This window comes from Brevibacterium sp. JSBI002 (genome assembly GCF_026013965.1).
Taxonomy (GTDB): domain Bacteria; phylum Actinomycetota; class Actinomycetes; order Actinomycetales; family Brevibacteriaceae; genus Brevibacterium.
The window spans coordinates 748,889-774,100 of the sequence record NZ_CP110341.1 but is presented as its reverse complement, the minus strand read 5'-3'; the positions used below and the strand labels follow the sequence as shown (position 1 = coordinate 774,100).

General features: G+C 65.5%; 15 protein-coding genes and 2 pseudogenes. 4 read left to right on the top strand and 13 right to left on the bottom strand.

The features are described from left to right. Positions 1-55: 55 nt before the first annotated feature. From LJ362_RS03325 to LJ362_RS03300, 6 genes and pseudogenes are all read right to left on the bottom strand, one after another. Positions 56-843, bottom strand: a pseudogene (locus LJ362_RS03325) (HpcH/HpaI aldolase family protein). Next, positions 828-1,613: a fumarylacetoacetate hydrolase family protein gene (locus LJ362_RS03320; protein WP_264800749.1), complete on the bottom strand. Its 786-nt coding sequence runs from the start codon at positions 1,611-1,613 to the stop codon at positions 828-830. Before LJ362_RS03320 ends, LJ362_RS03325 begins: the two are co-directional and overlap by 16 nt. Before the next feature lie 11 nt (positions 1,614-1,624). Then, a complete protein-coding gene (gene hpaD, locus LJ362_RS03315) occupies positions 1,625-2,761 on the bottom strand; it encodes a 3,4-dihydroxyphenylacetate 2,3-dioxygenase (protein WP_264800748.1) in 1,137 nt (378 codons plus the stop codon). Between the two features lie 7 nt (positions 2,762-2,768). Continuing rightward, positions 2,769-4,274, bottom strand: a complete 1,506-nt coding sequence (gene hpaE, locus LJ362_RS03310) for a 5-carboxymethyl-2-hydroxymuconate semialdehyde dehydrogenase (protein ID WP_264800747.1) — start codon at positions 4,272-4,274, stop codon at positions 2,769-2,771. Further along, positions 4,271-4,963 (bottom strand): GntR family transcriptional regulator, encoded by a 693-nt coding sequence (locus LJ362_RS03305; RefSeq protein ID WP_264800746.1) that lies wholly within the window; start codon positions 4,961-4,963, stop codon positions 4,271-4,273. The genes hpaE and LJ362_RS03305 overlap by 4 nt, the downstream gene beginning before the upstream one ends. Further along, positions 4,960-6,450 carry a fumarylacetoacetate hydrolase family protein gene (locus tag LJ362_RS03300; protein WP_264800745.1) on the bottom strand — a complete coding sequence of 497 codons (1,491 nt, stop codon included), beginning with the start codon at positions 6,448-6,450 and terminating at the stop codon, positions 4,960-4,962. The genes LJ362_RS03305 and LJ362_RS03300 overlap by 4 nt, the downstream gene beginning before the upstream one ends. A gap of 118 nt (positions 6,451-6,568) precedes the next feature. Here LJ362_RS03300 and LJ362_RS03295 point away from each other — a divergent pair, with 118 nt between their 5' ends. Then, positions 6,569-7,966, top strand: coding sequence for an MFS transporter (locus LJ362_RS03295; protein ID WP_264800743.1), 1,398 nt, complete (start codon positions 6,569-6,571; stop codon positions 7,964-7,966). A 50-nt stretch (positions 7,967-8,016) separates the two neighbouring features. Further along, positions 8,017-9,956: pseudogene (locus LJ362_RS03290) on the top strand (FAD-binding monooxygenase). Positions 9,957-10,001: 45 nt separating this feature from the next. Here the strand turns inward: LJ362_RS03290 and LJ362_RS03285 are convergent. The 5 genes from LJ362_RS03285 to LJ362_RS03265 all read right to left on the bottom strand — a co-directional run bounded on the left by LJ362_RS03285 (position 10,002) and on the right by LJ362_RS03265 (position 16,127). Further along, on the bottom strand, positions 10,002-11,603 hold the full coding sequence (locus LJ362_RS03285) for a hypothetical protein (RefSeq protein ID WP_264800742.1): 1,602 nt from the start codon (positions 11,601-11,603) through the stop codon (positions 10,002-10,004). Next, the gene (locus LJ362_RS03280) at positions 11,587-12,090 is read right to left on the bottom strand and encodes a hypothetical protein (protein WP_264800741.1); all 504 of its coding nucleotides are present in this window, start codon (positions 12,088-12,090) and stop codon (positions 11,587-11,589) included. The genes LJ362_RS03285 and LJ362_RS03280 overlap by 17 nt, the downstream gene beginning before the upstream one ends. 132 nt (positions 12,091-12,222) lie before the next feature. After that, positions 12,223-13,836 (bottom strand): HNH endonuclease, encoded by a 1,614-nt coding sequence (locus tag LJ362_RS03275; RefSeq protein ID WP_264800740.1) that lies wholly within the window; start codon positions 13,834-13,836, stop codon positions 12,223-12,225. An 86-nt stretch (positions 13,837-13,922) separates the two neighbouring features. Continuing rightward, entirely contained in the window at positions 13,923-14,534 is a 612-nt protein-coding gene (gene udk / locus LJ362_RS03270) for a uridine kinase (protein ID WP_264800739.1), read from the bottom strand. 51 nt (positions 14,535-14,585) lie between these two features. After that, complete coding sequence (locus LJ362_RS03265; RefSeq protein WP_264800738.1) at positions 14,586-16,127, bottom strand: FCD domain-containing protein; 1,542 nt, start codon at positions 16,125-16,127, stop codon at positions 14,586-14,588. A 154-nt stretch (positions 16,128-16,281) separates the two neighbouring features. Here LJ362_RS03265 and LJ362_RS03260 point away from each other — a divergent pair, with 154 nt between their 5' ends. Both LJ362_RS03260 and LJ362_RS03255 read left to right on the top strand, forming a co-directional pair. After that, a complete protein-coding gene (locus tag LJ362_RS03260) occupies positions 16,282-19,689 on the top strand; it encodes a bifunctional proline dehydrogenase/L-glutamate gamma-semialdehyde dehydrogenase (RefSeq protein ID WP_264800737.1) in 3,408 nt (1,135 codons plus the stop codon). 254 nt (positions 19,690-19,943) lie between these two features. Next, entirely contained in the window at positions 19,944-22,751 is a 2,808-nt protein-coding gene (locus LJ362_RS03255) for an ExeM/NucH family extracellular endonuclease (protein WP_264800736.1), read from the top strand. Positions 22,752-22,754: 3 nt separating this feature from the next. On the opposite strand, the gene LJ362_RS03250 is transcribed toward LJ362_RS03255, so the two are convergent. Beyond that, the gene (locus LJ362_RS03250) at positions 22,755-23,897 is read right to left on the bottom strand and encodes a PrpF domain-containing protein (RefSeq protein WP_264800735.1); all 1,143 of its coding nucleotides are present in this window, start codon (positions 23,895-23,897) and stop codon (positions 22,755-22,757) included. A gap of 28 nt (positions 23,898-23,925) precedes the next feature. After that, on the bottom strand, positions 23,926-25,206 hold the full coding sequence (locus LJ362_RS03245; RefSeq protein ID WP_264800734.1) for an MFS transporter: 1,281 nt from the start codon (positions 25,204-25,206) through the stop codon (positions 23,926-23,928). Positions 25,207-25,212 lie beyond the last annotated feature (6 nt).

Below are 25,212 nucleotides of genomic sequence, written 5' to 3'. Positions count from 1 at the left end.
CCTATGAATACACGTCACCCCCGACCGCAGACGCGCGGTCGGGGGTGACGTGTGCTCAGTCCTGAACCCAGGTGTCGGCCCAGGTGCGGGCACCGTTCATCATCAGACCGACATCGGCACCGACGAGGACGAAGGACGCTCCGGCCTCCAGGTACTTCCGTGCCTGGTCGGGGTCGAAGGCATTGACTCCGACCGGTTTGCCGGCGGCCTTCACCGCCTCGAACGTCCGCGCCACCGCATCGGTGACGTCCGGATGGGTCTGCTGGCCGAGCAGACCCATCGACGCGGCCAGGTCGGAGGGTCCGACGAAGATCTGGTCGATTCCGTCGACCGCGGCGATCTCGGCGGCACTGTCGACCGCGGTCGCCGATTCGATCTGCACGGTCAGGGACACGGACTCCTCCGCTCGACCCAAGTACCCGTCCACGGCATTCCACCGGGAAGCCTGGCCAGGGCCGAACCGACCCCGCGCACACCTCTCGGCGGATAATGGACGGCCGCCACAGCCGCCTCGGCGTCGGATTTCGTATCGATCATCGGCACGAGCAGATTCTGCGCGCCGAGGTCGAGGTACTGCTTGATGAGCACACGATCATTCACCGGCACCCGCACGACCGGGGTCGCCGGGTAGCCGTTCATCGCGCGCAGCAGACTCGTCGTGGTCTCGAGTCCGATCGGAGAATGCTCTGCGTCGATGAGCACCCACTGCATCCCCGAGGCGGCGGCGATCTCGGCGGCCACAGGCGAACCCGAGCACACCCACATCCCGGCCAGGTACTCGCCATCGCCGAGTCCGGTCACACGATCTGAGAAGGTCTGCGGCAGTTCTACTCGAAACGGCATGTGATGACTCCCAGCTCTCCGTAGTCGGCGTGGACGGTGTCGCCGGGATGGACCCACATGGGGCGGGTGAACGATCCGGCGAGCACGGTCTCTCCGGCCTGCAGCACGTCGCCGTGTTCGGCGAGCTTGTTAGCCAACCACACGATTCCGCGGGCCGGATGGTCGAGTACGGCGGCGGCGACTCCGGAGTCCTCGATGGTCTCGTTGCGATAGAGCAGAGCGTTCACCCGACGCAGGTCGACGGCATCGACGGCGACCGGTCGTCCACCGAGGACCATCGCACCCAGTGCCGCATTGTCCGAGATGGTGTCGACGATCGTGCGCCCCTCCATCTCGATGCGCGAGGACAGGACCTCGAGTGCCGGGATGACGTATTCGGTGGCGCGGAGGACGTCGAAGAGACTGACGTCGGGCCCGCGCAGCTCCTCGCGCAGCACGAAGGCGAGTTCGACTTCGATGCGCACGCCCGAATACTGCGAATGGTCGATCACGGACCCGGTGTCGTACACCTGGTCGGCGAAGATCGCCCCGTAGTCGGGTTCGGTGATTCCGGTGGCCTGCTGCATCGGCTTCGACGTCAGGCCGATCTTGTGACCGTAGAGCCGACGACCGGCGGCTTCACCGCGACGGCGCCATTCGTTCTGGACCGCGTAGGAGTCCTCGACGGTCATATCCGGGTACTTCGCGGTGAGCAGACCGATCTTCGAACGTGTCCGCTCCGCTCCCGCGAGATCGTCGGCGATGGCCGCGATCGTTGCCTCATCGAGCATGTGGATTCCTTTCAGAGCTGGTTGCCCAGCTTGCCCTCATTCTCGTCCGCGCGGGTGTAGGAGAACCCGTCGGCACCGATCGTCACGGCCATCTCCGAATCGTCCGTGCGGGCATGCACGGGCTGCGGGTTGCCGTCGAGATCGAGGACGAGGGAGGCGTCCGTGTACCAGGACGGCACGACGGGGTTGCCCCACCAGTCACGGCGCTGATTGTCGTGGACGTCCCAGGTGATGACCGGGTTGTCCGGGTCGCCGGTGTAGTAGTCCTGCGTGTACACCTCGACGCGGTGGCCGTCGGGGTCGCGCAGGTAGAGGTAGAACGCGTTCGAGACTCCGTGGCGGCCGGGACCGCGTTCGATCGAATCGGACCGGCGCAGAGCACCGAGCTTGTCACAGATAGCCAGGATGTTGTGCTTCTCATGCGTAGCGAAGCAGACATGGTGCATCCGCGGCCCGTCGCCGCCGGTCATCGCCGTGTCATGCACGGTGGACTTGCGGCGCATCCATGCGGCATAGACTGTGCCCTCTTCGTCCTGGATGTCCTCCGTGACGCGGAAGCCGAGGTCCTGCATGTACTTCACAGCCCGAGGCACGTCCGGGGTGACCTGGTTGAAGTGGTCGAGTCGGACGAGTTCGCCGGGAATGTGCAGGTCGTAGCGCCACTGCAGGCGCTCGACGTGGTCAGACTGGTAAAAGAACTCGTACGGGAAGCCGAGCGGGTCGACCACTCGCACCGAGTCGCCCACGCCCTTGACGAAGCCGTCGGGGTTGCGACGGACATCGCAGCCGAGTTCGGTGTAGAAGGCCGCGGCCTTGTCGAGCTCTTCCGGGCTGCGCACCCGGTAGGAGAACGCGGCCACGGCAGCGACCTCGCCCTTGCGCAGGACGAGATTGTGGTGGATGAACTCCTCCGTCGAGCGCAGGTAGAGCGTGTTCTCGTCCTCTTCGGTGACATAGAGTCCGAGCACGTCGACGTAGAACTCCCTTGACGCGGCGAGGTCGGTGACGACGAGTTCCATATACGCGCAGCGGAGGATGTCCGGCGGGCTCGCCTGCGGTGTGACGATCGGGTTGTCGATGGCGATGCTCGTCTCCTGGCTGACGAAGTAGCCGGCCGAGGTCCGAGTCATATCAGTGCGTTTCGTCATGGTCGCCTCACTGCTGTCCGAAGACGGGGTTGTGGACCTCGCCGAGGTTGATGTGCACGGACTGCTGTTCCGTGTAGAAGTCGATCGACCGGTAGCCGCCCTCGTGGCCGAGGCCTGAGGCCTTGACGCCGCCGAAGGGGGTGCGCAGGTCGCGGACGTTGTTCGAGTTCAGCCACACCATTCCCGACACCACAGCCTGGGAGAAGTTGTGGGCGCGCTTGAGATCCGAGGTCCAGATATAGGCGGCCAGACCGTACTTCGTGTTGTTCGCCAGCTCCAGGGCCTCCTCGTCGGAGGAGAACGGGGTGATGGCGACGACGGGGCCGAAGATCTCCTCCTGGAAGATCCGCGCGTCGGGCTGCACATCGGCGAACACAGTCGGCTGGACGAAGTTTCCGGTTTCGAAGCCTTCGGGGCGTCCGCCGCCAGCGACGAGGCGGGCCTCGGACTTGCCGATCTCGACGTAGGACATGACCTTCTCATAGTGCTCGGGGTGGACGAGCGCAGCCACCTCGGTCGCGGGATCCGAGGGCAGACCGACCTTCACGCGCCCCGCCTGAGCGGCATAGCGCTCGACGAATTCGTCGTAGATCGACTGCTCGACGAGGATGCGCGAACCGGCGGTGCAGCGCTCCCCATTGAGGGAGAAGACGCCGAAGATCGTGGCGTTGACCGCGGCATCGAGGTCCGCGTCGGCGAAGACGACGGCCGGGGACTTGCCGCCGAGTTCCATCGACAGACCCTTGAGCCAGGGTGCTGCGTTGGCGAAGATCGTCTGTCCGGTCGAGGATTCGCCGGTGAAGGAGATGAGCGGAACGTCGGGGTGCTTGACGAGCGAGTCGCCGGCGAAGCCCTTCTCACCGAAGCCGTTGACCATGTTGAACACACCGGTGGGCAGTCCTGCCTCTTCGAAGATGCCCGGCCACAGGGAGGCCGAGAGCGGGGTGAACTCTGCGGGTTTGAGCACGACGGTGTTGCCTGTCGCGATCGCCGGTCCCAGCTTCCAGGACTCGAGCATGAACGGCGTGTTCCACGGGGTGATGAGTCCGGCCACGCCGATCGGCTTGCGGTTGACGTAGTTCGCCTGACGGCCGGGAACCTTGAAGGCGTCGTCGACCTGGGCGACGATGAGGTCGGCGAAGAAGCGGAAGTTCTCCGCCGCGCGCGCCGCCTGGCCCTTGGCCTGGGTGATCGGCAGTCCGGAGTCGAAGGACTCCATCGCGGCGAGCTCGTCCTTGCGCGATTCGACGATGTCGGCGATCTTGCCCAGGATGCGTGCACGCTCACGCGGCAGCATCTTCGGCCACGGACCTTTGTCGAAGGCCTTCTTCGCCGCGGCGACTGCGGCTTCGATATCGGCCTTCTTGCCCGAGGCGGCCTTGATGTACGGCTCGTTCGTCACCGGGTTGAGCACATCGAATTCTTCTCCGTCGATGGAGTCGACGAATTCCCCGTTGATGTAATGGCGGATCTTCTCCGGCATGCCTGCCGGTGGGGTGATGGACTGTGTCATGACTTGTCCTTTCGTGAATCAGTGGTCAGGTTTGGGGCGTTCTGGGCGTTCTGGAAGCTGTGCAGAGTGGCCGATCGGTGCTCACGCACGGCTTTCTCGATCTCCTGCGCCGAGGCGCGGGCCCGGATGAGGGCGACGATGCGCGAGTGCTCCTCCACCGATTCCAGCGCCCGCTCGGGGACGAAGGAGAACGTCGAATCCCGCAGGTGGTTGAGCCGGTCCCATTCGAGTTCGACGAGGGTGCACAGCCGCTCGTTCGGGCAGCGCCGGTAGAGAGTTTCGTGGAACTCGTGGTTGAGCCGGGTGAACTCGGCGGGTTCGAAATCGTCGAGCAGCGCCCGCATCCGATCGTTGATCCGCTCCGCGGCATCGAGATCATCGGCGCCGAGGCGGCTCTGGGCTTGGGCGACGGCCGCGGCCTCGAGGATCGCGACCGTTTCCATCGACTGGGTGTAGGAGCCCTGATCGACCATGGCCACACGCGCCCCGACATTGCGTTCGAAGGTCACAAGCCCGTCGGCTTCCAGCCGGCGGATGGCCTCGCGCACCGGCACCACGGAGGTGTCGAGCTCGAGTGCGATCTGCGCGAGCACGAGCTTGTGGCCGGGCTGATATGTCTGGTCGGCGACGCGTTCGCGGATCCACCGATAGGCGATCTCGGCCTTGCTCAGGGACGCAGTCGCAGTCACCGGGAGGCCTTCCACTCGTCGAACTTCGTCTTCCACTCGCCCTTCGGCGGGAAGAGTCCGTCGATCGGGTTGCCGGCGGCGACTTGTTCGGCCACCCAGCCGTCCTCGATCTCCTTGGCCAGTGCCGCGTCGACGACCTCTTCGGCCAGGTCGCGCGGGATGACGATGGCTCCGTCGTCATCGGCGACGATGACGTCGCCGGGCAGGACGGTGGCATTACCGCAGGCCACGGCCACATCCGATTCCCACGGCACGTGCTTGCGCCCGAGCACGGCGGGGTGCTTCGCGGTGGAGAACACGGGCAGGATCCCGGCTACCTCGGCGGAGTCGCGGACTCCCCCGTCGGTGACGACGCCGGCGGCACCGAGCGATTTCGCGCGCAGGGCAAGGATATCGCCGAGGGTACCCGAGCCGGATTCGCCGCGGGCCTCGATGACGACGACCTCGCCAGGACGGATCGAGTCGAAGGCCTGCTTCTGGGCGTTGAATCCGCCGCCGTGGGATTTGAACAGATCTTCGCGGTTGGGCACGAAGCGCAGCGTCTTCGCGGTGCCGACGATCTTCGCGCCCGGCTTCAGCGGGGCTACGCCTTCGATGACGACATTGTTGAGTCCGCGCGACCGCAGCTGAGCCGACAGGCCCGCGGTCGGAGCCTCGGTGAGTTTGGCGATGAGGTCATCGCCGAGTGCCGTACCGGCAGTGCCATCGGCATCGCCCTCCGGGGCGAGTCCGGCGGCTTCGCGTGAACCCCAGGCGTCGACGGTGAGTGCTTCGTTCACCGCGGGCAGGCTGCCGAGGCTCCCGTCGAAGTCTCCGGACCCTTCGACGACGGTGGTGGTCAGTCGTCCTGAGCTCAGTTCCTCGCCGTTCGCCGAGGCGGCCGTGACCTCGACTTCGACCGTGTCGCCGGGGGCGACGACGGAGGATCCGGCAGGGGTGCCGGTGAGGATGACGTCGCCGGGCTCGAGGGTGAGGTGCTGGCTGAGGTCCGCGACGATGCGCGGGAGGGTGAAGATGAGCTGATCGGCGCGCGTGCCGTCGTCCTGGACGAGCTCGCCGTTGACCCAGGTGCGCAGGCGCAGGGAGTCGGGGGCCGCCTCGGCGGCAGGGATGAGTTCAGGGCCCAGCGGGGTGTATCCGTCGCGGCTCTTCGAGCGCACGTTCGATCCCTTGTCCGGGCTCTTCATGTCGTAGAGGCCGAAGTCGTTCGACGCGGTCACGCCTGACACATACGACCAGGCATCGGCCTCGGTGACGTTGCGGGCGGGGGCGCCGATGACGATGGCGACCTCACCCTCGAAGGCGAGCAGCGAGGTGCCGGCGGGGCGTTCGATGGTCTGGCCGGTGGCGGCGACGGAGCTGGCCGCTTTGAGGAAGTACGACGGCTGGGCGGGGCGCTTTCCTCGTTGTGCCGCACGGGACTCATAGGCCACATGAACGGCAATGATCTTGCCCGGACGGGTCGGAACACCTGCTGGAGTCGACATCGATCTCACACCTCATTTCGATTGGCTTCACCACAGATCGTATACGATACGGTTCCCGAGAACAAGTAATCCAGGCCACAGAGAACGTGGTTGGGACGCACGACAGGACACAGGAGTCATGGCAGCACAGAAGCACACTCAGACCCGGGTGGCATTCGCGACGATCGTCGGCACGAGCATCGAGTGGTACGACTATTTCCTCTACGCGGCGGCCTCGGGGCTGATCTTCAACGAGCTCTTCTTCGGCCCGCTCGGATCGACGCTCTCGACCATGGTCGCCTTCGCGACGGTCGGGATCAGCTTCCTCTTCCGCCCTTTGGGCGCATTCCTCGCCGGACATTTCGGTGACAAGCTCGGCCGCCGGGTGGTCCTCATCATCACCCTCATGGCCATGGGTGCCGCGACCGCGCTCATCGGCTTCCTGCCGACCTTCGAAACCGCGGGCGTCCTGGCTCCGATCCTGCTCATCACACTGCGCATCGTCCAGGGAATCTCGGCCGGCGGAGAATGGGGCGGAGCCGTTCTGCTCGCCGTCGAACACGCTGATGAGAAGTCACGCGGACTGCGCGGTTCCTTCCCGCAGATCGGGGTGTCCATCGGCCTTCTGCTGTCCTCGGGCGTGCTCGCCCTGATGACCTCGATCGCCCCGGGCGATGCCTTCCTCGAATGGGGCTGGCGGGTGCCGTTCTTCCTCTCGATCGTGCTCGTCTTCGGCGGCTACTGGATCCGCCGCGGAGTCGAGGAATCCACCGTCTTCCACGAGATCGCCGAGCGCAAGGAACAGGTCACGAACCCGCTGGGCAAGCTCATCAAGAGCCATTGGCTGCTCGTCATCCTCGCCTCCCTCGTGTTCATGGGCAACAACGCCGCCGGGTACATGACCACCGGCGGATACATCCAGAACTACGCCACAGATCCGACCGGACCCATCGGCCTCGAACGCGGTCCCGTGCTCTGGGCCGTCGCCGCCTCGGCGGTGTCCTGGCTGGTCTTCACGATCATCGCGGGAGCTGTCTCGGACAGGATCGGACGCCGGAACACCTACATCCTCGGGTGGGCGCTGCTCCTCATCGGCATCTTCAGCCTGTTCCCGCTGGTCAACACGGGTTCGGCGGGCATGCTCCTGCTCGGGCTCGTCGTCCTCACTGTCGGCCTCGGCCTCACCTACGGTCAGCAGCCAGCGATGTATGCCGAACTCTTCCCCTCCAGTGTTCGCTTCTCCGGGGTCTCAGTCTCCTATGCGATCGGATCGATCCTCGGTGGTGCCTTCGCTCCGACGATCGCAAAGGCCCTCGTCTCATCGACGGGATCGACCACCTCGGTGGCGGTGTACCTGGGCATCGTCGCCGTGCTCTCACTCACGGCGACGCTGCTGCTGCGCGACCGCACCGGCATTCCGCTGGGACCCGACCACGCGGACGAGCAGTCAATGAGCCCGATCATCGGGGTCGGTTCGCCGCAGGTGATCAGCGACGACGTGATGGCGGCCACCCCGAAAACCTCAGATCGTATATGAACTGATAGCATTCGATTATCACGACGACGTGTCAAGAACCGGAGGTTGACATGCATTTCCATCAGAACGGCTATGTGTCCGCAGACCCGCGGATCGAGGAGGCCGCTGGGTACGGAATCGATCGCGCAGAGGATCTGCCCGATGAGGTCGATGTCCTCATCGTCGGCAGCGGTCCGGCGGGGATGATCGCGGCGGCCCAGCTCTCGCAGTACCCAGACGTGAACACGCGGATGATCGAGAAGCGCGATTCGCGGCTGGTCATCGGTCAGGCCGACGGCATTCAGGCCCGCTCGGTCGAGACCTTCCAGGCGTTCGGCTTCGCCGAGGAGATCATGCGCGAGGGCTACCACATCACGGAGATGGCGTTCTGGAATCCGGATCCGGAGAACCCCGAGAACATCATCCGCACCGGTCGGCCCAAGGATGACGAGCACGGCATCAGCGAATTCCCGCACCTCATCGTCAACCAGGCACGCGTGCTCGACTACTTCGCCCAGTTCGCCGCCCAGTCCCCCGGCAAGATCACACCCGACTATGGGATCGAATTCGTCGACCTCGCGGTCGACCAGGACGCCGCGGCGCCTCGGCGAAGGACCATCCGGTATCGGTCACCGTCCGCTACACGGCCGGCGAGCGCGCCGGGGAGGTACGCACCATCCGCGCCGGCTACGTCGTCGGCTGCGACGGTGCCCGGTCGAAGGTCCGATCGTCGATCGGACGGACGATGTCCGGTGACCAGGCCAATCACGCCTGGGGCGTGATGGATGTGCTCGCGAATTCGGACTTCCCCGATATCCGCACCAAGTGCGCGATCTCGTCGAAGAACGGCAATATTCTCCACATCCCCCGCGAGGGCGGGCACCTGTTCCGGATGTACGTCGACCTCGGCGTCGTACCCGAGGATGATGCACGGAAGGTGCGGTCGACGAGCATCGACGAGATCATCGACCGCGCCAACGCAATCATCGCGCCCTACAGCGTCGATGTGAAGAAGGTGGCCTGGCATTCGGTCTACGAGGTCGGGCACCGGCTCACGGATGCCTTCGACGACACCGACGAGACCGATCCGGCCTCTCAGTGCCCGCGCGTGTTCATCACCGGCGATGCCTGCCACACCCACTCGGCGAAGGCCGGACAGGGAATGAACGTGTCGATGCAGGACGGGTTCAACATCGCGTGGAAGCTCGGTCAGGTCATCTCCGGCCGATCGTCGACGGAGCTGCTGCGCACCTACTCTGCCGAACGTCAGGTGGCGGCGAAGAACCTCATCGACTTCGACAAGGAATGGTCGACGCTCATGGCGACTCCGCAGGAAGAGCTGCCGGAGTCGACGTACCTCGAGGACTTCTACGTCAAGACCGCAGAGTTCCCCGCCGGCTTCATGACCGAGTACACGGAGTCGATGATCACGACGCCGACGACTCATCAGGAGCTCGCCGCGGGATTCCCGATCGGCAAGCGGTTCAAGTCGGCTCGGGTCAAGCGCAGCTGCGATGCGAACTTCATTCATCTCGGGCACGAAGCCCGCGCTGACGGGCGCTGGCGTGTCTACGTCTTCGCCGATCGTGCCGCTCCGGTCGTTGACGGCTCCGCCAGTGGCGACGGCGCAGCCGGCGAGTCGAAAGTGGCGGCGCTGGCTGCGTGGCTCGAATCGGATCCTGCCTCTCCCCTGGTCGCCTACCGCCGGGACGGTGAGGACCTCGACGCCCTCGTCGAACTCAGCGTCATCTACCAGCAGGAACACAACGAGTTCGCCTTCCCCGATGTGCCGACGGTCTTCCGTCCGCATATCGGCGCCTTCGATCTTGAATACGTGGAGAAGATCTACGCGACCCTGCCCGATGAGGACATCTTCGAGGCCCGTGAGATCAGCCGCGACGGCGCCGTCGTCGTGGTCCGCCCCGACCAGTACGTCTCAGGAATCTTCCCCTTGGATGCGCACTCCGAGATCGGCGACTACTTCGCGAAGGTCTTCGAACCCGTGAAGTGATACAGCCCTCTTTCCGCCCTCAGTCGAATTTCGGTTCGCTGAGACTCAAGCGCCCTCGCCCGTGTGTCGGGGGCGCTGTGCATTTGCCGCGAATCCGCAGATACCGGCCGCGGCGAGTGAGGCTGCTCCGATGAGCCACAGTCCGAAGCCGAAGGACGGCCGTCCAACTTCCATGCCCCCGATCGGCGTGCCGTCGGGCAGCTGACCGTCCCACATAATCGTCGGAGGGTTGAGAAGGATGGCGACGAAGATGAGGACGATGAGCGCGGCGATGAGCACGGCCGCCACGTTCCACCACTGGTCAGCGGCGAAGCCGAGGCCGAGCGCGGCAAAGCCGACCACAATCGCCCAGAGGAGAATGAAAGGCGGCAGCATTTCACCGCCGTCATCGAACGTCAAGTCCTCCAGCGAGGTCAATCGAATGCGAGGGCCGACGCCGTTGAAGCTGTCGACGACGGGGATGAAGATCGTGGCGATCCACATGGTGACCGCGATGAAAGGCAGCAGCCGGGCCAGCTGTTGCAGTTTGCGTTGGCGTCGGCGAATGATCTTTTCCGGCGGACGCTTTGCCTGCCGCTGCATCTGCCGATCTATCCGCCGCCGATCGCTGAGGAGTCCGCTGATGCCTGCGGCAACGAGTGCAAGGCAGCCGATCGTCCAGAGATAGTGGCCCTCTGACGAATACCCGACGATGAAGGCAGTGAGCTTTTCGCCAGCGGTATCGGTGCTGGTCACCCGCTCTCGCGGAAGATCGGTGACCATCGTCGCCTGCTGGATGAACAGGCCGACTCCGGCTGCCACCGACAGAAGAGGCCATTGGGCGAAGGTGTCGAACCGTCTCGCGGTAGTTGCGCAGACGAGAACGACCACCCAGGGCAGGATGATTTCCGGGGTGAGGTCGGCGAGATCGAAGGGTACCCGTCCGAGCGATGTCACCGTGAGTCGATCATCACCATGGTCGCCGCTGTCGAAAAGCGGTACCCAGATCATCAGCACCCAGCAGGCCAACGCGACCCACGGCAGCCGTTGCGCGAGGCGGTGCGTTCGGTTCCCTCGGGGCCATGGGGTGATTCTCGAGTTTGCGCAGGGAGCGGGTGCTGCTTTCCTCCGCCTGGCGTCGCCGAGGAGGCCGCAGATTCCCGCCGCCAACAGGCACAGGCAGCCGACGACCCACAGAATCGCGCCGACCGCGGGTTCGCCGATGACGGTTCCGAATACCGGCTGGCCCTCGTCATCGACGGCGTCCCACATGATCGTCGGCATGTCCGCGAGCAACGTGACCAGCGTGAGGATGGCACAGGCACCGAGAGCGAGAGTTCCGACCGACCACAGGCGCCCGACGACCTCCGGCCACGGGTGCGCATCGGGCCGAGACCTGACGGTGATCAGGAGCGAAGCAGCCGCACATACGAGAACGCCGACGGCGACCAGGACCATCGAGCCCCGCGCCTCCTCGAAGTCGAACGGCGGTCCGCCGAGAGCAGTGACGATGATGCGCGGCGGGTGCGGACCCTCGGCAGGCTCCTCAGGACTGGCCAACACCGGCGCCCAGAGCATGACGATCCACAGGCAGAGCGCAGACAGTGACAGCCCTTGGGCGAATCGCAGAAGCAGCCGGCCGGGCCGATTCTCACGCGGCGGGACCATGGCGCTTCGACATGCACCGTTTGATCCGTTCACGACGGTGGTGGTCCTGTTGGGCGGCGGCGACCAGACCACAGATGCCGGCGGCGAAGAACAGAAGACTGCCGAGCACCCAGAGGCCGAACCCTGCCGCGGGATAGGCAACTTCCATGCCGCCGGTGGGCGTGCCATTGGCCGTCTGCCCGTCCCACATCATGATCGGCGGGTCGGCGACCATCTGCAGGAGTCGCAGTCCCAGCACCGTGCCCAGAACAATGGCCGCGATCGACCACCACCTCGACGCGGACAGCAGCCAGGCTGTGAATGCACCGGTGAGGATGACGATCCAGAGCACGAGGTAGACCTCGTCGAGGTCGTTCATGTCGATCGGCGAGAACCCGAGCGATGTCACGCGGATCTGCATCGATCCGGGACTTCCGCTGTCGAGGACCGGCACGAAGATCGTGATCACCCAACAGGCCACCGCCCCTAAGGGGAGCACACGCGCCACGAGGTTGAGACTTCGCCCCCGCGCAGTCGTCAGTGGTGTGCTGTCGTGTTTACCCGCCCTGTCCATAACCACGATTCTCTGCAGTATCCATGTGACAGGTGTTCCCGCCATGTTCCAGATCCGACACGCGGCTCAGTCGGGCCCGAACACCATCCGAACCAATTGACTTTCGACCGGGCTGCCGTTGCAGTCCTTCGCGCTCGGTCGCCGGTGCGCATTGCGGCTGCGCCAGGCGGCGAACTTCTCGGCACGAGTGCAATACCGCGGTGGCAGCTGCTCGGACAGCACGCACTTCGGTTCGATCGTCTGATACTCGATCGGCTGGTTCGGCTGAGCCGCCTCGTGCGGTTCGTCTGCGTCGACTTCTTCGGCCACTCTCCTGACCTCATCTCTATCCGGTTCAAGGAAACGGGAGAAGGTCTGCCGCCAATCCGGCCCCGGCGGCGAACCACCCGGTTCGGACACCGCTTCAGGACGCGGGAACCGCATGCGGCGGACCACTGCGGGCGTGGTCACCTCGTACGATCGTCCGCTCGGCGTGGTGACGCGCAGCCCGTCCGGTGTGGCGAGGTGCTTCCACCCGGGATGTTCCTTCGCGTAATTGCAGGATGCACACAGCCCTGAACCGTTCTCCCAGGTGGTGGCTCCGCCAGCGGCGACGGGAACGGCATGATCGGTATGCCGGATCGGCGCATCGCACCACGGTGTCCGGCACACATCGTCGCGGAAGGTGATCATCTGCCGCAGTCGGCCGGTGAATTCCCGACTCTTCGCATCCATCCCCACCAGCTGCCCGTCGTCGGGACGAGTGAAGATCCGGCTGATGAACATCTTTGCTTCGTTCGCGGCGATGAACTTCCGTGCCGTCTGCGCCGGCAGCGGCCCGAATCCGGGCAGCCAGGCCGGTACGAGCCCGTCCGAGAGCAGGGATTCGGCCTCGACGAGCACATGGATCTCCGCGGGCACCGCCGTCGCACTCGTTTGGCCGCTCAACCGTTCGACGAAGGTGTCGGCGAGCACCTGCTGGCGAGTCCGCCCGCCCGCGTCTCCGGCGGCAGTGATCGACTCGGCGCCGGCCCGGAGACTCTCATAGGCGGCGACGGCCTGAGTCAGCGGCAGGATCGCAGAGATCCTGGCCATCCCGTCATCGATCACAGTCAGATTCACACGACGATTGGACTCAGCTTTCGCTGCCCGCTTCGCGGCCGCCTCGGCGTCCATCTCCGCACTGAGCGCACGCACTTCGGCCCGCAGGCTGCGCAGCCCGCTCGGTTCCAGACTGCGCTTCATCCGCGTGTCCACCTTGCGCCGATCGGCGGCGGCAAGGACCGCGGTCTCATCAACCATGATGCGCGCCTTGTCGTCGGAGATCTCCCCCTTGGCCAGGGCTTTGAAGGTATTGGGCATGCAGATGACGATCGAGCGGGCGGTGCTGAGGAACTTCCGCCCCGATCCGGGCGAGACCTTCTTCGCCAGCCCGATCTCGTCTCCGGCACGATTTCCGCAGTCGAGCGCGGGCACCCTGCCCAGCCGGTCCCGCTCGATGCGCAGCGCTTCGAACGCCACTGCCTCCCGCGACTGTGCGGCGACGACGGCAGACCTGAGCTCTTCGAGCGCAGTGATCCGCTCGAGTGTCTCCGCCTCGGTACCGCCTGGGTCGAGACCGCGCAGGAGCTCACCGAACCGAGTGATCTCGGTCAGCGGATCCGGAACCGGCGCTGGTTCCCGTGCGGAGTCGACGTCCATATGAAAACGGTACCCGTCGGCACTGACACGACTGCGCGAACGGCGCCGCATGACCCAGTACGCACAGGTCAGACCCTATTTCAGCTTCAGACGACTCCGCGCTGGATACGGTTGAGGATCATGTCCATGGCGACGATGTTGTGACCGCCGTCGGGGATGATGAGGTCGGCATTGCGCTTCGACGGCTCGACGTAGAGTTCGTGCATCGGCTTGACGGTGCCCAAGTACTGGTCCTCCACCGACTGCAGCGTCCGCCCGCGATCGACGACATCGCGTTTGATCCGGCGCAGCAGGCGCACATCGGCGTCGGTGTCGACGAAGAGCTTGATGTCGAGCAGCTGGCAGATGCGCGGCTCGGCGAAGATGAGGATGCCTTCGACAATGATGACCGGCGCGGGTTCGACGCGCGTCGTCTCGTCGCTGCGGTTGTGGATCGAGAAGTCGTAGACGGGACTGTCGACCGCCTCGGAGTTCCGCAGCGCGGTCAGATGGTCGACGAAGAGGTCATTGTCGAAGGCATCGAGATCGTCGTAGTTGACCTTCTCGCGCTCCTCGTAGGTGAGCTCGTCGCGCCGTTTGTAGTAGTTGTCGTGGAAGAGCACGGACGGCGGTCCTTCGCACTTGTCCAACAGCGCCTGAGTCAGCGTCGTCTTTCCGCTGCCGGTTCCGCCGGCCACGCCCACAACCAAAGTCTCCACGGCACAAATATAGACCACGACCTCCGCCGAGGCGGCTCCCGGCTTCCGTACTCACCCGAGGCTGCGGGTCAGTTGGGTCCACAGCTCCTGGTCGAAGCGCCGCCTGCCCAGCAGACCGGCCATATGTCTCACCGCATTGTCGACCTTGCCGCGCCAGACCTCGATCGCCGTCTTCGCATCCGTCCTGCTGAGCGCACGGAACATGGCCCGATCGTCACTGACGATGCGGTCGCTGGCCGGTGAGTAGTCGAGCTGCAAGATAGAGATGAACAGGCGCAGCCGCAGAGTCAGGGCTTCGAAGGCACGCGCCGATTCCCGCAGGCCCGAAGCACGGGCCAGCTCCTGTTGGAAATGGAGGTCTGCGTCCTCGACATCGATTCCGCTGCGCGTCGGCGCCGAGGCTTCGACCTGTCGCAGGGCCAGCTGCACAGGCACGAGGTAGCGCTGCGGACGCAGCGCCAGGGACCTGAGCACAACCTCCCCGATGGCCATGCGCGCGGCGTAGAGGTCGAGCACGTCGACGGTCGTGATCAGAGGAATCCGCGCGCCGCCGCGAGAACCGTCGAGCAGCTTGTCATCGACCATCCTTCGCAGCGCTGCATCGACCGAGGCCCTGGGCACCTGCATGCGGCGGGAGAGCAGGCGCGGATTGATCCGGTCTCCAGGTTCGTAGCCGGAGTCGATGATCTCCTCGCGCAAAGCGATCGCCAGGTGCTCGGTGATCGACCGAGTCTCTTTCGGCAGCCACGACGATATCTCCATTGAGTCAGAAGTAATGGAACTTCTCTGAGGCTCGTACGGGGCCGATTCCCACCACAGCACACCTTCGAGTCCGTTCCGGACGCGGTCGGCGAGCAGATCGAGCAGGGACCCGGGAATGTCCTGACACTCGCCGAGGCGGCTCTTGAGCGCGGTGACGAAATCATCGAAATCCGCGCACGCCCTCACCCGGTCTCCCGCCACGCCTGACAGGTCGTCAGGAACCTCGCCGAGAGGGTCGAAGACGAGGAAGTCACCGTCACCGTGAAGCAGGGCGAGCAGTTCGGCGGTGGGCACCTGCCGATGCTCGCTGTCGAAGCGCTGCGCCCACCGCCCGACGCCCGCGGTGCGCAGGGCCGCGGTGATTCCCGCGATGCGCCTCTGAATTCGCCGAGGCGGCACGATCATCGCAGGCTCTCCTCGACCGCCATCCCCACCTGCATCGTTTCTGCGAATACCGACGATGACGAGGGGAAACCCACTGGCGGCGAGGATGAGTTCCGAGCCGCCGGCCACCTCGGTGACTGGGATCGTCAATGCCCGCACGGAACGGGAGACGATGCTCTGACTCAACCCCGTCGCCTCTGCCAGAGCACGGGTCGAATAGTCCCGTCCGGAGATCCTGGCCCCCGCGGTCGCGACGAGGGCTTCGACGACCCGGTCGGCGGTCTCCTGAATCGGCGGGCGGCCGCTGCGGGGACGATCTTCGAGGTCGGACCGACTCGCCCAACGACGCAGGGTCGCCGGTGATGCACCCGTGCGCGCGGCCGCCTCGGCGAGGGTCGACGTCGTCAGGAGCACCACAGCGTCACGACGGAACTCAGCGGAATACATCCCTCTATCTTAGGACTTCTGACTCAAACATTCCCAACGTTCGGCTCCGCCTCTTCACCCCCGGATTTCGGCGGCGCATACTGATCTCACACCCAGCTTCCACGGTCAGCGCCGACGCGTGAGAGCACCGAATCCGAGCACCGAAGGAGCACAGTTGCTGCACACCGAAACCGACCTCGCCACGCTCACTGCCCAGTCGATCGACACCGTCCGCAGGTGGCTGCGAGTGTCGACGTCGATGACCACGGCGAAGAACCCCGCGGCCGAACGCCTCTCCGCCGTCCTCTCCGACGACAACGGCCTCGACTTCACCGTCGGGTTCGTCGATCGGGTCGTGCGCACCGACGATGTCCACGCCGCCGCCGACGCCTTGGCCGAGGTCGGCAAGTTGGCGCCCGAGACGATGTCGTACCTCGACCGTGCACAGATCAAGGCCGGTGCCGCACTGGCCAAGATCGCCCCGCAGGTAGTCGTGCCCGCCGCCCGCACCCGCCTGCGTCAGATGGTCGGCCACATGGTCGTCGACGCCCGGGACAAGCAGTTCGGCAAGACCGTCGCCGCCCTCACCGCCGACGGTCACCGGCTCAACATCAACCTCCTCGGCGAGGCCGTGCTCGGTGACGGCGAAGCCGACAACCACCTGGAGCAGACCCACCGGCTGCTCGCCCGCGACGATGTCGACTACGTGTCGGTGAAGGTCTCCTCCGTAGCCTCGCAGATCTCGATGTGGGCCTTCGACGAGACCGTCGACTATGTCGTCGACCGCCTCCGTCCCCTCTACCAGCAGGCTGCGAAAGCCCCGACCGGCGCGAAGTTCGTCAACCTTGACATGGAGGAGTACCAGGACCTCGAGCTGACGATCGCAGTGTTCACGCGCCTGCTCTCCGAACCGGAGTTCAAGGATCTCGAGGCCGGAATCGTCATCCAGGCCTACCAGCCCGATGCGCTCGGCGCGGTGCAGCGGCTGAGCGAATTCGCCTCCCGCCGTGTCGAGAACGGCGGAGTCGGGATCAAGGTCCGCCTCGTCAAGGGCGCGAACCTCGCGATGGAGACCGTGCACGCCGAGATCGCGGGGTGGCCTGCGACGACATGCGATTCGAAGCAGTCCACGGATGCGAACTACAAGCGGGTCCTGCACTGGCTGTTCACCCGGGAGCGGATGAAGGGCCTGCGCATCGGCGTGGCCGGCCATAACCTGTTCGACATCGCCTTCGCCCACCACCTCTCCGTCGAACGCTCCGTGACCGACCGCGTCGAATTCGAGATGCTCCAGGGTATGGCCAGTGAGCAGGCCGCCGCCGTGACCGAGGACGTCGGAGACCTCCTCCTCTACGTTCCGGCCGTGCATCCGAAGGAGTTCGACGTCGCGATCTCCTACCTCGTGCGCAGACTTGAAGAGAACTCTGCGTCCGAGAACTTCATGTCCGGCATCTTCGACCTCGCCAACGGAAACGACGTGTTCAAGCGCGAAGCCGACCGGTTCACCGCGTCGGTCAACCAGCTCGAATCCATCCTCGAGGACGAGGGCGAGACCGCACCGGCCCCGAACCGCCACCAGAACCGGTCGACCGAAACACTCGGTGAGACCGTGGTGCCGACCCAGTTCTTCAATGAGCCCGACACCGACCCATCCCTCCCCGCCAACCAGGAGTGGGTGCGCAGCATCGTCGCCGAGGCGACCGCCCCCGGCTACCTTGACGACCGCCCGAACGCGCCCAAGGTCGAATCCACGGACGACCTCGATGAGATGATTGCCCGCGGTCGCGCCGCGGCCGCCGACTGGCGAGCCCTCGGTGCCGCTGGTCGCGCCGAGATCCTCCACCGGGCCGCGGACATCTTCGCTGCCCGTCGCGGTGAGTTCATCGCCGTCGAGGCCGCCGAGGTCGGCAAGATGCCGTCGCAGTCCGATCCCGAGGTGTCCGAGGCCATCGACTTCATCCGCTACTACGCGCTGAATTCGCTCGAGCTCGAGAACCTTGAGGGCGCGACCTTCACTCCCGACGAGATGGTCGTCATCACTCCCCCGTGGAACTTCCCCGTGGCCATTCCCACCGGCGGCACCGTGGCGGCGCTGGCGGCCGGATCCGCGGTCATCCATAAGCCGTCGAAGCCGACCCCGCATTGCTCGGCGCTCATCGTCGACTGCCTGTGGCAGGCCGGCGTGCCCAAGAACGTGCTGCAGCTGTGCGCTCCGGTCGAGCGGGAACTCGGCCAGCATCTCGTCTCGCATCCGGATGTCGACCGGGTCATCCTCACCGGTGCCTCGGAGACCGCGGCGATGTTCAAGTCCTTCCGGCCCGAACTCCACGTCAATGCGGAGACCTCGGGCAAGAACGCCCTGGTCATCACCCCTGCGGCGGACCGAGACCTCGCCATGGCCGACCTCGTGTACTCGGCCTTCGGACATGCCGGGCAGAAGTGCTCGGCCGCCTCGTTGGGCATCATGGTCGGATCGACCTACGATTCCGAGCGCTACCGTCGCCAGCTCATCGATGCCGCCTCGTCGATGGTCGTCGATTGGCCGTCGAACCTCGCGTCGACCATGGGTCCGCTGACCGAGGATCCCTCGGACAAGCTGCGTCGGGCGCTGACGTCGCTCGAACCCGGCGAATCCTGGCTGCTCGAGCCCAAGCAGCTCGACGATTCGGGTCGTCTGTGGAGCCCGGGAATCAAGGACGGGGTCAAGCCCGGTTCGTTCTTCCACCTCACCGAGGTCTTCGGTCCGGTGCTCGGTCTCATGCATGCGAAGGATCTCGATGAGGCCATCGAGTTCCAGAATGCCGTGGACTTCGGCCTCACAGGCGGCATCCATTCTCTCGACCCCGAGGAGGTCAGCACCTGGCTCGACCGCGTCGAGGTCGGCAATGCCTACGTCAACCGCGGGATCACCGGTGCGATCGTGCGCCGGCAGTCCTTCGGCGGCTGGAAGCAGTCCTCGGTCGGCCTGGGATCGAAAGCCGGCGGCCCGAACTACCTCATGCTCTTCGGCCACTTCGCCGATTCCGGCAGCCAGAACCTCGAGGCGGCCAAGGCAGATGACAAGCGCTGGTTCGAGGCCGAGTTCGGTGCGGCAAAGGACCACACGGGACTGCGTGCGGAGGCGAACATCTTCCGCTACCGTCCTCGCCCGGTCACCTTGCGCGTCACTGCCGAGGCGAGCCTGTTCGATCTCGAACGCTCCCTCCATGCCGCCGCCACGGTGGGGTCGACGGTGCAGCTGTCCGTCGCCGAGGATGTGCCCGCCGAGGTGAAGATCGCCGTGACGAACGCCGGTGTCCCGGCCCGCACGGAGTCGCCGGATCTGTTCGCCGAGATGGTCGGCCAGGGCCGGTACGACGACACGGTGGGTGCCCGCATCCGTGTCCTCGGTCGGTTCGAGGACGAGCTGCTGGCCGCGGCCGCGCCTCGCCCGGAGGTCGCGATCATCGATGAGCCGGTGACCACCTCGGGTCGGGTGGAGCTGCGGTACTACGTGCAGGAGCAGGCGGTGTCGATGACTCTGCACCGCTTCGGCAACCCGAGCCGTGACTTCCACGAGCTCGCCGCCACCCTCACCTCCTAATTGCTACCTGACGGCGGCCCAGCAACCTTGCGCGAGGTTGCTGGGCCGCCGTCAGGTAGTTCTGGGAGTCAAGGTGGGTTGGAAGCGAGCGTGTAGGATCGAACCCATCAGTGACGTTCAGCGGACTGTCCGACTGTTCACAAACTGTTCACATCTTTGCCGTCGATGTCGAGGTGAGGACCGCTAGTGTGCAAGGGACCGCGCACGTGGATCGTCACGATGTGCACAGTCGCTCATCCGTTCGAAAGGTGCCCATGAAAGTCACGACCACACTGTCCTCCGCGGCGGCGATCAGCCTCGTCGCCGGGCTGAGCCTACCGCTGGCTGCCGCCACAGCAGCACCGGCACCAGACGCAGCCAGCGATGCTCTGATCTCCGAGATCGCCTACACTCTCGATTCGGACTTCATCGAGATCGCAGCCGAACCCGGCACCGATGTCTCCGGCTGGACCTTCGGGTCCGTCACCCGCGGCGGCTCCGTCCAGGCACAGGAGTACACGACCACCCTGCCGGCGAACTCCACCGTCGGCGACTCGGGAGCACTCGCCGTCGAAGTGCCGATCACGAACTCCGTGAACTCCGGTTCCGCTGCCGACGGCGGCTACGGGGCGAGCGCCTTCGCCATCGATGAGACCGGCACGCTCATCGACTTCGAACAGATCGGCGGTGTCCTCGGCGGCAAGGGTGTGTCCGGAGCCAAGAACACCTTCACTCCGGCCGCCGTCATCGGCCAGGAAGCCACCCCGACCGGAGCCACCGCGGCATCCGGCCAGTCGATCCAGCTCATCGACGGCACCTGGAAGTCCGCGGCCCCGACTCCGAACGCCCTTCCCGATGGCGATGGCGGCGACGATCCCGGACCGGACCCCGAGGGCCTCACCCCGATCGCCGACATCCAGGGCACCACTGATTCCAGCCCGCTGCAGGGCAAGACCGTGACCACCCGTGGCGTCGTCACCGCCGCCTACCCCGAGGGCGGGCTGAACGGCTATTACATCCAGACTCCGGGCACCGGCGGAGCTGACCGTGCCGACGGCGCAGCGTCCGACGGCATCTTCGTCTACTCCCCCGACACCGTCGCCGATACCAACATCGACGACCACGTCGAGGTCACCGGCACCGTATCCGAACACTACGGTCAGACCCAGATCTCCGTATCCGCGTCCGGTCTCAAAATGGTCGACGAACCCGCCGAGGCGGTCAAACCCGTCGAAGACGCCTTTCCTGCCGGAGACGAAAAGCGCGAATCGCTCGAAGGCATGCTCCTGCAGCCGAGCGAATCGCTGACCGTGGCCGACAATTACAACACGAACACATACGGCGAGGTCGTCCTCGCCACCGGTGAGGGCACGCTCGACCAGCCCACCGACGTCCACCGCCCCGGCACCCCCGAGGCGAAGGCTCTGGACGCCGAGAACCTCGACCGTGAGGTCGTCCTCGACGACGGCGCAACCGTGAACTTCCTCAAGGCCGATAAGGACATCCCCCTGCCCTACCTCAGCAAGGAGGACCCGGTCCGCGTCGGTGCGCAGGCGAACTTCACCTCCCCCGTCGTGCTCGGCTTCGATCACGAGAAGTGGCGGTTCCAGCCGACGACCCGTCTGACCGGGGACAACGCCGAGGCGGTGCAGCCGACCACGTTCACCGACACCCGCACCGACGCCCCCGAGGCCGTCGGCGGCCAGGTCAGCCTCGCCAGCTTCAACGTCCTCAACTACTTCACCACCACCGGCGATCAGCTCGACGGCTGCCAGTACTATGACGACCGCGAAGGCAACCACATCACCGTCCGCGGCGGCTGTGATGCCCGTGGCGCTGCGAACGCGGAGAGCCTCAAGCGTCAGGAGACGAAAATCGTCACCGCGATCAACAAGCTCGACGCCTCGGTGGTCTCGCTCATGGAGATCGAGAATTCTGCCGCGTTCGGCAAGGACCGCGACGATGCCCTGTCCACCCTGGTCAAGCGCCTCAACGAGGCGGCCGGGACTCAGAAATGGGACTTCGTCGACTCCCCTGCCGCAGTCCCGTCCAATGAAGACGTCATCCGCACGGCATTGATCTACCAACCCGCCGAGGTGGCCCCGCAGAACGAATCCACGATCCTTGACGATCAGGATGCGTTCTCCAATGCCCGCGAACCCCTGTCCCAGGCGTTCGCGCCGAAGGACGGCACCGGCGAGATCGAAAAGGACAAGACCTTCGTGACGATCTCGAACCACTTCAAGTCCAAGGGATCCGGGTCAGGTCCGGGCAATGAGGACAGCGGCGACGGTCAGGGCGCGTCGAACGCCGACCGGGTGAAGCAGGCCGAAGCGGTCGTCGGGTTCGCCGGCGATCAGCAGGAGGCAACGAGCAGCGACCTGGTCTACCTCCTCGGCGATTTCAATTCCTACACTCAGGAGGACCCGATGCAGGTCTTCTATGAGGCCGGATACAAGGACATCGCGGCGGAGAAGACAGACGAATCCACGTATGTCTATGGCTCGCGCACCGGCAGCCTCGACCACGTCCTCGCTCTCGACGCCTCGGACGAAGCGCACGGTGCAGGCACTGATGCGACGGCCTTCGACTCCGTCACCGGGGCCGATGTCTGGAACATCAACTCGGTCGAGTCTCTGGCGCTTGAATACAGCCGCTTCAACTACAACGTCAGCGACCTCTTCGCTCCGGACCAGTTCCGAGCTTCCGACCATGATCCGGTCATCGTCGGCCTCTTCGATGCGAATTCGGACGGCGGAGCTGACGATTCGGCAGGCACCGCTGACGGGGCAGACCAAGGCGGCGCCGACGGGTCGGACCACGGTGGGGCTGACGGGGCAGACCAAGGCGGCGCTGACGGTGGCTCCTCGGCGGCAGAGGGCGGTGCCGATGGTGCGAATGTAGATGCCGAAGGCAGCGGCTCGTCCACGTCCGGTGGATCTTCGGCGTCGGCCGACAGCGAGGCAGGCGGCAACCTCCCCCGCACCGGCACCGATCCGACCGTGATGATGGCGATCGCGGCGGGGCTCGTCGCCGTCGGCGCAGGAATCGTCCTCCTCGTTCGCCGCCGTCGCATGAACTGACACCTAGTCCCTGACGGCCACCTGCCCCCGCATGAGCACTCGTGCCGTGCGGAAGAGGGAGGTGGCCGTCACCGTGTCCGCATCGAAGACGCCACCGGCCGTGACCACGCCCGAAGGGGTAGCCAACCGCACCTCCGGCCCGACGGCCCCGGGCGGCGAGCGTCGGATGATGCGGTTGATGATCGTGTCCGGGATCTGCGCGGCCGCGGCCAGGCACATGGCTCCGGTTCCGGGCACGGCTTTGTGCGTCTGCCCCATGGAGATCATCCGCACGGGCAGGTCGGCCGCCTCGGCGGCCAGGGTCGTTCCGTCGAGCAGTCGGGTGGGTGATGGGGCGGTGACCACGGCGACCTTCGGCACGACATCCGGTGCGTCCTCCGGTGACTCACACAGACCCATCCGCACAGCAGCATTGCGGCGCAGGTCCGCGATCATGCCCATCGCGTGCTCGTTCGCGTCGATCTCCTCCGGAGATTCGGTGCCTTTGAGTCCGATCGCAGCACCCGGAACGATGACGACGGGCAGGGTGGCATCGACGAGGCTGACCTCGAACATCGCCCCACCGGCAGTGATGGACTCGGCTGCCTTACCCGTCGGCAGGAGTCCGGCGGTGCGGCTGCCGGCCGGATCGGGGTAGATGAGCTCGACCGGTGCGCCCGTTCCGCTGACTCCGGGCAACACCAGATCGCCCGCAACCTCGGCCTGCCCGTCGACGACGCGCAGTCCGACGTCGACGAGTTTCTGCGTGTTCGTATTCAACAGCCGAAAGACGTGCCATCCATCGGCGGCCGAGATCAGCCCGGCCGACAGGGCGAAGGGAACGACCCCGGACGAGAGATTTCCGCAGTTGCCGGAGTAGTCGACAGCTGCCTCGGTGACGGAGACCTGACCGAACGTGTAGTCGAGGTCGACCCCGTCCCTCGCCGAGGCGGCCACAACGACGATCTTCGACAGCGAGGAGATGCCCCCGCCCATTCCGTCGAGTTGACGGCCGAACGGATCGGGCGAACCCATCGCCGAGGTGAAGATCGAGTCCCACTCCGCCGTGTCCCCATCCGAGTTCCGCGACGGCAGCGCGGATTCGCTGAAGAAGAGTCCCTTGCTTGTGCCGCCGCGAACGAAAGAGGCATCGATCCACCGAGTCATGGACTCAGCGTAGCCAACCCCGCTGATATCACTTCACTGATTTGGGCACGATCGCCATGGCGGCGAAGCCGAGCACGGCGACGACAGCGAAGAGGTAGAAGCCCCACGGGTAGGCGATTCCGGCAGTGACGAGGGCACCGGTGATGAAGGGGCCGACGATGGCGCCGATGCGGCCGATTCCCGAGGCCATGCCCAATGCGGTTCCGCGCGCCTGTGCCGGATAGATGGCGGAGACGAAGGCGTAGACGAGCACCTGGGCGGAGAAGACGAAGACTCCGGTGATGAACACGGCGATGTTGAGCAGGATCTGGCTGGTCATCGGGATCGAGAGCGCGGCGAGGAAGACCGCGGCGAGGACGAACCACATGAGCACGATCTTCTTCGTTCCGTGCTTATCGGCCAACCAGCCAGCCAGGACGAGTCCGACGACGGCGCCGATGTTCATAACGAAGAGCATGACCAGCGAATCCGAGACCTCGTAGCCGGCGTCGGCCATGATCTTCGGCAGCCAGGTGTTGAGTCCGTAGACCAACAGGAGTCCCATGAAGCTCGCTGCCCACACGCCGATGGTCACCAGCGCCAGCTTGCCTTCGAAGAGTCCCGCCATCCCTGTCTTCGCCTGCGCGTCGACGGCGCCGGACGGATCGGCAGCGTCGGCGTCCTTCGCCTGCGCGGCAGCGGGGTTGCGTTTGAGCTCCTGAGCGATGAGGAAGACCTCGGATTCTGGCAGCTTCCAGATCAGGAGGGGAACCATGACCAGGCCCGCGATTCCGCCGGCGAGGAAGAGCAGATGCCAGTTGTGGGAGTAGGCGACGGCGAGCAGGGAGATCGCGACGGCGCCGGCGTGGTAGCCGGTCATCGTCAGGGTCGTGGCCTTACCCGTCTTGCCCGACTTGTTGTACTCGCTGATATAGGCGAGCGCGCTGGGCATCACGGCACCGAGGAACAGTCCGGCGATGAACCGGTAGATGGTGAACAGTGCGACGTTCGGAGCGAACGCGACGAGCAGGGTGAAGACGCTGAAGCCGATGACGCAGCCGATGATCGCCCACCGTCGTCCGATCCGGTCGACGACAGGACCCACGGACACCGCACCCAGGCCGACGCCGACGAGACTGAGGGTGGCGACCATGGTGGCCGCCTCGGGGGTGAACCCGAGGGCCTCGGTGGCCAGCAGTTCGGGGATGACCGCGCCGAGGACGACGAGGTCGAAGCCCTCCAAAGCGACGGCCAGCCAACATAGGACGGCCGGCCAGCGGCCCGCCGAGGTGGAACCGGTCATGGATGCGGATGGGGTGGTTGCGGACATCGGTGT